The sequence below is a fragment of the Halobacillus amylolyticus genome (assembly GCF_022921115.1).
Taxonomy (GTDB): Bacteria; Bacillota; Bacilli; order Bacillales; family Halobacillaceae; genus Halobacillus_A; species Halobacillus_A amylolyticus.
The window spans coordinates 3358730-3371517 of sequence record NZ_CP095075.1 but is presented as its reverse complement, the minus strand read 5'-3'; the positions used below and the strand labels follow the sequence as shown (position 1 = coordinate 3371517).

Below are 12788 nucleotides of genomic sequence, written 5' to 3'. Positions count from 1 at the left end.
AGTAACATAATAATACCTATATAAAATAATTTAGGTTTTTTTACTTATAGATCCTAAAAATATCAGCAACAATAACCATTGTAATTGCATTTATCAAAGATGATAGATAGTTTAATCAGCTTTTACATTCTTCCTTAAAGAAATAATCTCTAGAAAAATTTTTCGTTTCATAGTTTTTTATACTACGGATTGCTTCTTCCCAATTACGTACAACTTTAACAATATCTCGGTCGATAAGATCCTTCATGTATTCTATACCTGGCATGTTGAAAAGTATCGTCTTGCAGTTAAGTGTTATCCCTTCAAAAATTGCTGTTGAATACACACCAACTTGATACTCCGATTCTGCAAAGTAGCTATAAAGGTTTTTTTCATTATGGTCGATAACTTCAAAATTACCTAAATCTGATGCTGCTATCAGATCGTAGTACTCACTTTTCCACCGATCGTATTCCCCAGGGTGAAGTTTATAAATAAAATGGTATTCAGGCATACTTTCTGCAACCTGTTGGATTTGTCTAGATAATTCTCTCCCAATTGTCCCTTGAGAAATAATTAGAACTTGGCTCTTTTTCTTAGGTGTTTCCTTGTACTTTTCTAGTTGTTTATTAAGGTATGGGAACCCATAAACTTCGATCTCCGTTTGCTTCGGAAAGCCATCTGTTTTCGCCCAATAATCACCAAAAGTTAAAATTTTATCTGGAAAGTATTTTATTTTTTTTTCAGGGTCGCTAAAATTATAAGCAAAATGATAATTTGTAATCACACCGTGTTGGAACTCAATTACTTTAATCCCTAAATCTTTTGCAGCAGCAATAAGAGGCATATTACCATAAGAGACAACAATATATATATATTTCGGGTTTCTTTTTTTTAATAATTTAACATTGTAATTATATTTATATTTAAATTTATTAAGTTTATTAATTGCTAAGGATTTAATATCTATCGTGCTAAGGTTAAAATGCCTACAAAATTTTTCATGCAATTCTTTTAACTTCTCTTTTTCATTACTTGTAAGTCTTATTGGTAAAATCTTTTCCTTTGCTAATACAGTTAACATTTCATGATCCCGATATCTTCGGTTTTTTTTAATATCAGATGTATAATGTTCTAACAAATACTGAGTTTCTATCACATCAAATGAAGATTGATTTTGGCCTTCAATAAAATAATGAGTATAAATATCAATGTTTTTACCATCAACAGTAATTTTTCTAGAATGATCATAAATTAAAAATTCTTTAGTATAATCACCTATGAATGGATTTCTTGTAACGGCATTCAGAATCAATTTAGGCAATTTAATTAAGTTACGTATAGAGCGGTCAATAGTTGAGTGAGCCCTATTATAAATTGCTGTTTTTTCTGTTATAGTCGAGTAAACTTCAAATCTTATTGCTTGCCATATTAAAACCCCTTGAATTTCTAAATCTAGCAGGTTATTTTCTCTTTCGAACTCCCAAAGATATTCACAAATCTGTTTGATTGTCCATGTTCTTGTTTTGTTCTGCAATCTTATTCCTCCAATCAAACATTTTAATTTATAAAAATTACCTCTTTTCTTAAAATTAACCACCTTTATTCAGCCAAAAAGATATGGTGGTGATCGTCAATTACCTATCGATACCTTAAAAATTTTATATATTCTTGCAAGGATTCTTCTAAAAGATTGTTTACAGCAAAGTCTACTTAACACTAGTTTTAGAATTATTAAAATTAAGCAACCCCAATAATAATAAGAAAATAAAATTATAGGTTTGGAAATAACTAGAATATACCAAGAGATATACAAATAGTATAATACCTATAGCATACCTTAAGTAATTTTTTTTCATTAATGAATTCGCTATTACTAGGTATAAGAAACTGAGTAAGAATATTATTGATAATCCATATAGAGCTAAGTACCTGAATAACATAGTCTCAGAATGACCTACCTCTTTAATTTCCTCTGAACTTCCCCCAATTATTGGACTATCTATATATATATGAAAATAATCCTCCCAAATTGTTTGTCTATTCATCGTTTTTAAGATCTCGTTTAAAGACTGGGAAGAATCAGTACTTCTAAAAATTAAACTATTAAAAAAAGGATTGTTAAAGTCTAAAATTAATAAAAACTCCGGAAATATGAAAAGAGTCAAAAACATTAGAATTGGGCTCACTGATAATGCTTTCTTTAAAAAAGTCATCTTTGAATTAAAAATTTTAGATATGAACAAAGTCATCAGAATTAAAGCAGTTACTATAAGGGCAGTTCTTGAGCCACTCAAAACTAAAAAGTACGAGCTTAAAATAACAAAAAACACTTTCCACTTGAAACTATTATTGTAAAAAAAATTAAGAATTAGTACTATTAAAGCAAAAACTGCTGATAATGGTGGAGTTGAATATGGAAACATTGATATTCTCCACCAAAGTCCTTGTGTTAAGTTTGTGGTAGATTGTCCTGGAATATATCCATAAACATTTACTCCAATATGGTAGGCAAACACTCCCGCAACAATAGTTAAGATAAACAATGTATTTACTAACTTAATGCTTAAATAAACCTTGTTATTTAAAACAATTATAATTGGTAAAACCCAAATTAATAAACCGAATATCGGATTTATATCAAACTTTACAATTGAAAACGATATTGCAAAGAACAAAAACATTAGAAGAGAGAAAACTTCTAAAGTAACTCTTTTCCTTACTATAACATTCATATTAATCAATATATAAAATATTATTGGCAACATTATTAAGAAGTATTGTGTACTAGATCGATTTGAAGTCGCTCCATAATCAATTAACAAGATTAGTAACCAATAATATATTACAATCACTTTGAAGAATGAGTTTTTATCAAATTTTATAACCATCCCAAATGTCCCCATTTATTACCATCTATGTGCATAAGTAAATTAGAATTTTGAACCTTTAAACACTAAATTGTTATACATACTCTTTAAAGTTTAACTTATAGTAATTTTTCTTATTGAGTACTTTTAAACCTTAAACTAATCTAAATTGATTTAATTTCAATCAATATCAAAAACCCCGTAAGCATCAGACTTATCACATGATTTATTTGAAAGTTCCTTGCCATACAGAAAGGATCTTTCCGAGAAGGCTTTATAATGTGCATTATCCATTTTCACACAATAATTTAATACTTCTTCAAATTTCTCTTCCTCTGTAAGTGGTATATCCCAACCAACTTGATATTCTTCCAATCCTCTCCATGGAGTCTGATCACTTATAATTACTGGACAACCTCCAATAAAGGCTTCTGAAATTACATGCCCAAAATTCTCCCCCAAAGTTGGAAATAGAAAGACATGATGTACTTTAAATACGTCTATAATATTATCGTGATCTAATACGCCATTAAATGAAACCTTGATGTTTTCTGGTAAGCTTTCTATTGAGTTTTGGCATTCAGTCCAATAGGGTTTATCTTCCAAAGGTCCATATATATTAAATTCAATTTTACCATCAACGTTTTTTAAAAACTCGATAGCTTTTTTAAGGTTTTTCTTAGGGTGAACCCTTGAGATGAAAACAACTTTCAGTTCCCCTTTTTTCTTTAGAATATTTTTGTGATAGTCGAGTTCTCCGTAATTGGCAGTTAAATTATTAGAAACTTTAAACGTTCCTGTATTTCCAATTACCTTCTCAATATCTTTTTTTTCTATATCAGTTGTTGCATGCCACGTGACATTCCTATATAACCCCAATCCCTTTGCTACCTTTAAATATAACCTTTTTCTTTTACTTTTTAAGCCTAATGCCCCTGGGGAAAACTGACCTCTTGGAGCCATGACAATAGGCGTTCTTGGTATTTTTTTAATTTTATTTAACATAATCGGTAAAATGCTAACTTTATATGAGAAAAAACTATTTAAATACAGAACATCATAGTTAACTTCAGCAACCAAATAAAACATTTTTCTCCAAGTTAATTTTGACAGATTTGTATAGAATACCCTTGCCTTCCCAACTTGCAACCACTCATCAGTTTTTATATTTTCAAAAGGCTGTTCGTTACCTAGATCCCTATCATTGGTAATTATATAGAAATCAATTCTATCTGAGAGGTGATCCACTAGATTCTTAATAGATCGTATGGGGCCGCCGCCTTTGATGCTTGGGACATAATAATCTGCCATTATCAAAACTTTTTTTTTCATACTACCTCCCCCAAACAACTCTATTAACATAATCAGTATAAGATAATATTATTCTAAGTACCTTCTCAGACACGTTAGGCATACTATAATCTTTAACCAATCTCAAAGTATTACTTTTTTGAGTCTCTAATATAGTTAAACCTTGAAGAATACGTTCCTTCTCTAATCCTATCATCATAACAGACGATTCTTCGATGGCCTCAGGTCTCTCGTGTGCTTCACGGATATTCAATGCTGGAAAGCCTAATATCGAAGATTCTTCACTAATCGTCCCGCTATCACTTAGTGTAGCCTTAGATTTAGTTTGTAGCTTTATATATTCATTGAAGCCCAACGGTTGCATTGTATTGATTAATGGATTGAAGATAATTTCTTGTTCCTCAATCATTTTTCTTGTTCTTGGGTGGGTGCTCATAATAATCGGTAGTTTATAACTTTCAGCAATAGCATTAAGAGTATCAACTAAAGCAAAAAAGTTCTTTTCAGAACCAATATTCTCTTCACGATGTGCGGAAACAACGAAGTACTCCCGTTCGTTCAAATCCAAACGACTTAGGATATCTGACTTCTCAATGTCGGCAAGGCGACTATGGATGACTTCATACATCGGACTACCCGTCTTAATCACTCGATCTGGCGAGAGTCCTTCACGAAGTAAATATTCTCGAGCAATATCACTGTATGTGAGGTTTATATCTGACACATGATCAACAATCTTCCTGTTTGTTTCTTCAGGCACCCTTTGGTCAAAACAACGGTTTCCTGCTTCCATATGGAAAATAGGAATCTGCCTTTTTTTAGCTGCAATCGCACATAAACAACTATTTGTATCTCCTAAAACTAAAAAAGCATCTGGACTTACTTCTTCCATAATAGGATCAACTTTCATTAAAATGTTTCCAATAGTCTCAATAGCTTCACCTATTGCAGCGTTAAGAAAGTAATCTGGCTTTTTCAAATGAAAGTCATTAAAAAATACTTCGTTTAGTTCATAATCATAATTTTGTCCAGTGTGAACAAGAATATGGTCAATTGCTTCTGACTCTTCTAGTTTATTTATGACAGCCGAGAGGCGAATAATTTCTGGCCGAGTACCGACAACTGTCATAACTTTTAATTTTGTGCTCATCTATTAAACCTCCACAAAGTACGTATCTGGATGATCCGGGTCCAATGTTTCATTCGCCCACATGACAGTTACTAAATCTATCTCCCCAACATTCACTATTGAATGAGTATATCCCGTAGGAATATCGACAACCTCTAACTTTTCTCCACTCACACGATATTCGGTAATAACATCGCTATCTATTTTGCGAAAACGAATGAGTCCTTCACCACTTACCACTAAGAACTTTTCATTTTTAGTATGATGCCAGTGGTTTCCTTTTGTGATCCCCGGTTTAGATACGTTCACCGACACCTGACCACGATCATTGCTTTTTAAGAACTCAGTAAAAGAACCGCGATTATCTACATTCATTTTTAATGGATAAGAAAATTGATCCTCTGGTAAAAAACTCAAATAAGTGCTGTAAAGTTTCTTAGTCAATGCATCTCCCATATCAGGAACAAAGTGACTCTCTCTACTATCTTTAAAGCCTTGAATAGTTTCAGATAATTTCCCTAATGTTAATTTATGTGATACAGGAATAGTATAAAAGCCCGATGATTTATCCTCCATCTCCATCACATGAACAAACTCATTCACGACATCATCAATATAAACAAGCTCAAGCTCTTCTTCTAGATCACTAACAGTAATCGGATAATCTCTGGCCACATTATGACAAAAGGTTGCTACTACTGTATTATAATTTGGCTTCGACCATTTTCCGAATACATTCGGTAGTCGAAAAATGCGCGAGTGTTTTACATTTTTTAAGAGGATTTCCTCCGCTTCGCGTTTGCTTCGACCATAAGGAGAATTATTTTCTACTTGAATAGAAGAGGTAAGAAGTACAGGAGCCTCATTACTATATTCCTTTAGTAATGCAACGATTTCTGTAGTCAAATCAACGTTACCTTCAAAGAATTCTTTTTCATCCTTGGGACGATTGACACCCGCAAGGTGAAAGACAAAGTCACAAGATTGAACCATTGACTCTAAATCAACTTTAGAGGATTCCTTTGTATAAGACAAAATGTCTTCATAGCCTTTATTATTTAATTCTGCTATCAGATTTTTACCGATAAACCCGTTAGCACCCGTTACTAAGATTTTCAACGTCAGACCTCCTTAAACCGTTACTTTATCTTTCCACTGAATAAGCTCATCTTGGATGAACTCTAATTCAAGAAGCTTCTCTTTTACTTCCTCTACATCTAATATTCTTGTGTTGTGGGAATTGTATTCCTGTATGGTAGAAAGCTGATTATTGCCTTCTTCAAAATACTTATCATAGTTTAAGTCACGCTGATCTGCTGGGACTCGGAAGAAACCACCCAGATCTTCGGCAACAACATATTCTTCTTTTGTCAAGAGTGTTTCGTAAAGCTTTTCTCCGTGTCTAGTACCAATAATTTTTATTTCATTATTAGCATCGAATAACTCCTTCAATGCTTGGGCCAAAACCCCTATGGTGCTGGCAGGTGATTTTTGAACCATGATATCTCCTGCCTCTGCATTCTTATAGGCAAATACAACAAGTTCAACAGCTTCATCTAAACTCATTAAGAAGCGTGTCATGTTAGGATCCGTCACCGTAAGCGGCTTTCCTTCTTTGATCTGATTAATAAACAGCGGAATTACAGAACCCCTTGAGGCCATTACGTTTCCATATCTTGTCCCACATATTAGTGTCCGTGTAGGAGAAACAATTTTCGACTTAGCAACAAAAACTTTTTCCATCATTGCTTTAGATATCCCCATCGCATTAATTGGATACGCTGCTTTGTCAGTAGAGAGACATACTACTTTTTCAACACCAGTTTCTATAGCTGCTGCCAAAACATTTTCAGTTCCAACCACATTTGTGTTCACTGCTTCCATAGGGAAAAATTCACACGAAGGGACTTGTTTTAATGCTGCAGCATGAAAAATATAATCAACGTCGTACATAGCATTCTTTACACTTTCTTTATTTCGAACATCGCCTATATAAAATTTAACTTTTTCATTTTGATATTCTCTACGCATGTCATCTTGCTTCTTTTCATCACGTGAGAAGATCCTAATTTCCTTCACATCAGTTTTTAAAAAACGATTTAGCACGGCATGACCAAATGACCCCGTACCACCGGTTATTAGTAGTGTTTTATTTTTAAACATTATGCCACCCTTTTCCTAATATAAGGTCCTTTTCCAGCACTATCAATGATTTAACATAAAGTGTTGATCCATAGACTCTAACAAATTATCTTTGTTAAAGTGAAAGTCATAATACTTTTTTGATTTCGACCCTATTTGAATCAATTCATCTTTACCTATTCTAGATAAATATATGATGTTCTCTGCTAAGTTTTCTATATCTCCAGTTGGTGAACAAACCCCTGCTCCTGAGCTTTTTATTATATTTGAGGTTTCACCGTCGGCAGACCCAATAATCGGCATTCCACACGCCATATAAGTTTGCAACTTTGCCGGAATTGTCATCTCAAATAATTTACTCTCAGTTAAACACAAAAATGCTGCATCACTCACTGATAAAAATTCTGGTATTTTTTCAGGCTTTTGCTTTGGTATAAAGTTAAACATATTATCTACTTCCATTTGAAACACTAATTCTTCTAAATCACTTTTATACCTTCCACCACCAATTATATTAAAGCGAACATTGTTATTTTTATAGTTTTCTTGAATTCTTTTTGCTACATGGGGAAGGATATCCAACCCTTGAGCGTATCCAATATTACCCGCAAAAGTAATATTAAACATATCATCTAAAGGAATTTCATCTACATAACAATTACTTAAAGGCTGATAAAAGCCTTCAGCATATTGAGGCCAATACTCAATCTTTTGTTTCGGAACACCTCTATTTTCAATTGCCTTAATGAAGCTATTAGAGGTGGTAAATATTTTAGTTGTCCTTTTGTAGATATAATCAACCATCTTTCCAATAGAATTAATAATAAATTTGTTCTTGATCCCTGTAATAATCTCTACATTCTCAGGCCATAGATCTTGAACATATAGAAAGCATGGGATGTTTCTTTTTTTTGCATGCCATACACCCGGTAAAGCCTGACTCATTGGTGATACCTCGAAAATAAAGACATAATCAGGATCTAACTTTGTGAATAAATTCCAAAATAACCCAGATACTACGAATGAAAAATAATTAAGTGCCAGCATAACGGAGTTATTACCTCGTGGTATAAGAGGAAGCCTAACGATCTCAATTCCGTTATAAACTTCTTTTCTTTTCTTAAAAACCCCATAATCAAGGTAGTATCTTCCCTCAGGATAATTTGGTATTCCTGTAATGACTGTAACCTTATATCCTCGCTTAATCCACTCTATACAAATATCATTAATACGGAATTGCTCAGGGTAAAAATATTGGGAAATCACAAGAATGTGTTTCTTCACCTGTCTACCTCCCCGTCCATTTCTCTGTTAATTCAATCGAATCTTGTAAGCTTCTAACTCTATATTCTTCTTTGTAATTCGATAATTCCTTCTCATATACCAAATTACCAAACACCTTATTAATAACTCCTAGTTTCAGTCCCATAAGCTTCAGAAAAGGATTAAACAACCTTGTAAGCCTTATCTTTTTTCCATGAACTTCAGCGATCAGCTTCACCATTTCACTCGTCTTCACATATTCATTATTTTGCGGGAAATATAGGCCGCTTTCTTCATTATCGATTATAAGCCGAATAAATTCGCAAAGGTTATCAATATGGAGCATACTTCGCTGGTTATCAATATTCGGAAATACAGGAAGTTTCCGAGCCGCTTTAGCAAGCTTAGGATAATTGCCTTTGGAACCTTTGCCATAAATCATAGGTGGTCTAATGATAGCTACATTAAAGCTATCATTCTCTAACGGCTTAATTCCTTCTTCTGCTTTTAGCTTACTGTTACCATAAAAATTGCTTGGCCTAGGAACTGTTTCTCTATTAATGAATCTTTTATCACTGATACTTTCACCGTAAACTATGATACTACTCATGAAAATGAACTGCTTCACACCTTCATTCTTGGCTTTCTCTGCCGTCTCAATAGTAAGGTCACGATTCACTTTATAATACATCTCTTCCATTCTGGGGTCTGAAGAAACATGGGCAATCCCCGCTACATGAAAAACGACATCATAGTCAGAGAAATCTTTTTCCTTCCATAAGACGTCTCTAAGACTAATAGCATCGATATAATATTGTTCAGGTGAATTTTCTAACCACTTTTCTAGACTTGTTCCTATATAGCTATTAGGTCCTGTTATCAGTATCTTTTTCATGTTTACATATTCTCCTTGGTACTTGCGATCTCATCGTTGTCTTGTTGATTACCTGTCCCGCCTTCAACAACGCCATCACTCTTGACAACGCTCACGATGGTTCCAAAAAAGCATTTAAAGTCCGTCCAAAAACCAACCTTTTGAACATATTCCCCATCCAACTTCGCCTTAATTTCTATAGGAAGTTCATCTCTACCATTAATCTGTGCCCACCCGGTAAGCCCGGGCGAGACATCATTAGCATTATACTTATCTCTTTCTTCTATAAGATCATACTGATTCCATAGTGCTGGTCTCGGACCAATAATACTCATCTGTCCGACAAAAATATTCCAGATCTGGGGAAGTTCATCCAAACTGGTTTTCCTTAAGAATTTACCCATCCCTGTAATGTATTGTTCTGGGCTTTCAAGAAGGTGTGTTGGTGTGTCTTTCGGTGTATCTACTCTCATGGTACGGAATTTCAACATATTAAAATAAGACTTATGAAGCCCTACACGTTTTTGTTTAAACAAGACTGGCCCGCTGGAGTCTAACTTAATCGCTATTATTAGAATTAGGATAATAGGTGATAATGCAATCAACCCTATTAAAGAAAGAGTTATATCCATCAATCTTTTAATTTTCAAATACATTTATATTACACTCCTTGAGAGTTTTTAGTAACTTAGTACTTATTTGGAGGTCGTGCCCCTCCAACCAACTACTAACTCACTAAATACTAATCAGCCGAATCAATATGTCCATGTTAAATTATCAATTCAACCTTTCAACTCCGGGGATTTGGTTATATAAAAGCCCCACACGCAAAAGCTTTCATCAACCCTAAAAAGTTAGTTGCTATAAAATGCCCTAAATGTTTACTCTCGATCACTTAAATATAGACGATGCCTCCATTGATATAAATATGGAGACATCACCTAATAATAAAACCATAGTAATGGACCTAACTTAATAATACATGGCCATTTTTACTAGAAACTGACGGTCTACCGACTGAATGATATTCAATATTATTATCTTTCATCTGTTCTAGTGCAAAGCAGTTTCTTCCATCAATAATAAGAGGATAGTTCATTGACTTAAACACTCCTATATTAACATTTCTGACTTCATCCCACTCCGTAAGAATCAGTGTAGCATCACTGCCACTCACTGCTTCTTCCACACTATCAGCGTATTGAACTTTATCATTAAGAATTCGCCTCGCATTATCCATTGCAATCGGATCATAAGCTACTACCTCTACTCCCACATTAATTAATTCTTCTGTTACAACTAAGGAAGCAGCTTCTCTCATATCATCTGTATTAGGTTTAAATGCTAACCCTAATACAGCGATGCGTTTCCCTTTCAAATCAGGAATACGTTCGCTTAATTTCTCAAGCAATAATCCTTGTTGCTTTTGATTGACTCTTACCACACCTTTAAGTAACTCAAAGTCATACTCTACGTTTCCCGCTATTTGAATCAATGCCTTCGTATCTTTAGGAAAACAAGAACCTCCATAACCTATTCCTGCATTCAGGAATTTGTCTCCTATTCGCTTATCCAAACCCATGCCATTTGCAACATCTTCAACATTAGCACCTAGTCTCTCACAAATGTTTGAGATCTCGTTGATAAAACTGATTTTTGTTGCAAGAAATGCATTAGATGCATACTTAATCATTTCAGCACTTTTTATGTCTGTTTTAAATACAGGGACTCCGAAGGGCTTATTAATTTCTTCAATGGTACTTGCTGCTTCCTCACTATTAGATCCAATGACAATGCGATCTCCGTTAAATGAGTCATAAATAGCGGACCCTTCTTTTAAAAACTCTGGGTTTGAAATGACTTCAATGTTAACTGGATACATTAAGTTTTTATCAATAATAGATTGGATTTTATCGTTCGTTCCCACCGGCACTGTACTCTTAGTCACTACGACTGTATCCCTAATAGCATGAGAAGCTATATCTTTAGCTACCTGTTCTACGAATGAAAGATTAGCTGATCCATCTTCTCTTTCAGGTGTCCCTACTGCAATATAAATTACTTCTGCACTTTCAAAACCTTGCTTATGATCACTCGTAAAATAAAGTCTCCCTTCATTAATATTTTTGATCATCATACCTGAAAGACCCGGTTCATAAATAGGTGAGATTCCTTGTTGCATTTTTAATATTTTTTCATTATCTATATCAATACACGTAACGGTATGACCAATATCTGACAAGCTTACACCGGTAACTAGTCCAACATAGCCAGTACCCACTACTGCAACATTCATGTTATAACCCTCCTCTTACTATTTAATTATGGACTTTTGGATTTACTAAAGAATTTAATAGTTCTTCTACGTCTGAGCCAATTTCGTTATTTTTCAAAGCAAACTCTATCGTAGTTTTTATAAAACCAAACTTTTCACCAACGTCATATCTGCTACCTTCAAAGTCATAAGCGAATACACTTTGAAGTTCGTTTAATTCCTGAATCGCATCAGTCAACTGGATTTCTCCACCAGCTCCTGTCTTTTGTTGTTCTAAGAATGGGAAGATTTCAGGATTAAGAATATAACGCCCCATAATAGCCAAATTTGAAGGTGCTGTACCCTGTGCAGGCTTCTCTACAAATGTTTTCACTTGGTAACGGCGGTTTTCATTACTTGAGGGATCAATAATACCGTAACGATGTGTTTGATCATCAGCAACTTGTTGAACTCCAATAATGGACGACTCAGTTTCTTCATACTGGTCTATTAATTGTTTAAGGCAAGGGGGATCTGCCTCTACAATATCATCACCCAGAAGTACTGCGAATGGTTCATTACCAATGAACTTACGTGCACTCCACACTGCATGTCCTAATCCTTTAGGTTCTTTTTGGCGAATGTAATGAATATCTACATTAGACGTTTCATTTACCTTATCTAGTAATTCAAATTTTTCTTTTTTCATTAAATTATCTTCAAGTTCAAAGTTATTATCAAAATGGTCTTCTATAGCTCGTTTCCCTTTACCCGTAACGATTATTATATCTTCAATTCCTGATGCAATTGCTTCTTCAACTATGTATTGAATAGTTGGTTTATCAACAATAGGTAACATTTCTTTAGGCATAGCTTTAGTAGCTGGTAAAAAGCGCGTACCTAACCCAGCAGCGGGGATAATTGCTTTTTTAATTTTCTTCATCTAAATACCCTCCCCTATAAAAA

Annotated in this window: 11 protein-coding genes; all 11 read right to left on the bottom strand. The window is 34.0% G+C overall.

Going from position 1 to position 12788, the window contains the following annotated elements:
* Window positions 1-115: 115 nt before the first annotated feature.
* The 11 genes from MUO15_RS17215 to galU all read right to left on the bottom strand — a co-directional run bounded on the left by MUO15_RS17215 (window position 116) and on the right by galU (window position 12765).
* Window positions 116-1516: a hypothetical protein gene (locus tag MUO15_RS17215; RefSeq protein ID WP_245031245.1), complete on the bottom strand. Its 1401-nt coding sequence runs from the start codon at window positions 1514-1516 to the stop codon at window positions 116-118.
* 172 nt (window positions 1517-1688) lie between these two features.
* Window positions 1689-2885, bottom strand: coding sequence for an O-antigen ligase family protein (locus MUO15_RS17210; protein WP_245031243.1), 1197 nt, complete (start codon window positions 2883-2885; stop codon window positions 1689-1691).
* A 144-nt stretch (window positions 2886-3029) separates the two neighbouring features.
* Window positions 3030-4181, bottom strand: coding sequence for a glycosyltransferase family 4 protein (locus MUO15_RS17205; RefSeq protein ID WP_245031241.1), 1152 nt, complete (start codon window positions 4179-4181; stop codon window positions 3030-3032).
* A 1-nt stretch (window position 4182) separates the two neighbouring features.
* The gene (wecB, locus tag MUO15_RS17200; protein WP_245031239.1) at window positions 4183-5310 is read right to left on the bottom strand and encodes a non-hydrolyzing UDP-N-acetylglucosamine 2-epimerase; all 1128 of its coding nucleotides are present in this window, start codon (window positions 5308-5310) and stop codon (window positions 4183-4185) included.
* Window positions 5311-5313: 3 nt separating this feature from the next.
* A complete protein-coding gene (locus MUO15_RS17195) occupies window positions 5314-6408 on the bottom strand; it encodes a polysaccharide biosynthesis C-terminal domain-containing protein (RefSeq protein WP_245031237.1) in 1095 nt (364 codons plus the stop codon).
* Between the two features lie 12 nt (window positions 6409-6420).
* Window positions 6421-7452 carry a nucleoside-diphosphate sugar epimerase/dehydratase gene (locus MUO15_RS17190; RefSeq protein WP_245031235.1) on the bottom strand — a complete coding sequence of 344 codons (1032 nt, stop codon included), beginning with the start codon at window positions 7450-7452 and terminating at the stop codon, window positions 6421-6423.
* Window positions 7453-7494: 42 nt separating this feature from the next.
* Complete coding sequence (locus MUO15_RS17185; RefSeq protein WP_245031233.1) at window positions 7495-8715, bottom strand: glycosyltransferase family 4 protein; 1221 nt, start codon at window positions 8713-8715, stop codon at window positions 7495-7497.
* A 4-nt stretch (window positions 8716-8719) separates the two neighbouring features.
* The gene (locus tag MUO15_RS17180) at window positions 8720-9589 is read right to left on the bottom strand and encodes an NAD-dependent epimerase/dehydratase family protein (protein WP_245031231.1); all 870 of its coding nucleotides are present in this window, start codon (window positions 9587-9589) and stop codon (window positions 8720-8722) included.
* A 2-nt stretch (window positions 9590-9591) separates the two neighbouring features.
* Window positions 9592-10224, bottom strand: coding sequence for a sugar transferase (locus MUO15_RS17175; protein WP_245031229.1), 633 nt, complete (start codon window positions 10222-10224; stop codon window positions 9592-9594).
* A gap of 311 nt (window positions 10225-10535) precedes the next feature.
* A complete protein-coding gene (locus tag MUO15_RS17170) occupies window positions 10536-11864 on the bottom strand; it encodes a UDP-glucose dehydrogenase family protein (RefSeq protein ID WP_245031227.1) in 1329 nt (442 codons plus the stop codon).
* Window positions 11865-11886: 22 nt separating this feature from the next.
* Window positions 11887-12765 (bottom strand): UTP--glucose-1-phosphate uridylyltransferase GalU, encoded by an 879-nt coding sequence (galU, locus tag MUO15_RS17165; RefSeq protein WP_245031225.1) that lies wholly within the window; start codon window positions 12763-12765, stop codon window positions 11887-11889.
* Window positions 12766-12788: the final 23 nt, after the last annotated feature.

What these genes read in the sequence shown, in the direction of transcription:
- MUO15_RS17205 (WP_245031241.1), bottom strand. Translation starts at nt 4,181, where the DNA reads ATGAAAAAAAAAGTTTTGATAATGGCAGATTATTATGTCCCAAGCATC.
- MUO15_RS17175 (WP_245031229.1), bottom strand. Translation starts at nt 10,224, where the DNA reads ATGTATTTGAAAATTAAAAGATTGATGGATATAACTCTTTCTTTAATA.
- MUO15_RS17210 (WP_245031243.1), bottom strand. Translation starts at nt 2,885, where the DNA reads ATGGGGACATTTGGGATGGTTATAAAATTTGATAAAAACTCATTCTTC.
- wecB (WP_245031239.1), bottom strand. Translation starts at nt 5,310, where the DNA reads ATGAGCACAAAATTAAAAGTTATGACAGTTGTCGGTACTCGGCCAGAA.
- MUO15_RS17180 (WP_245031231.1), bottom strand. Translation starts at nt 9,589, where the DNA reads ATGAAAAAGATACTGATAACAGGACCTAATAGCTATATAGGAACAAGT.
- MUO15_RS17170 (WP_245031227.1), bottom strand. Translation starts at nt 11,864, where the DNA reads ATGAATGTTGCAGTAGTGGGTACTGGCTATGTTGGACTAGTTACCGGT.
- MUO15_RS17190 (WP_245031235.1), bottom strand. Translation starts at nt 7,452, where the DNA reads ATGTTTAAAAATAAAACACTACTAATAACCGGTGGTACGGGGTCATTT.
- galU (WP_245031225.1), bottom strand. Translation starts at nt 12,765, where the DNA reads ATGAAGAAAATTAAAAAAGCAATTATCCCCGCTGCTGGGTTAGGTACG.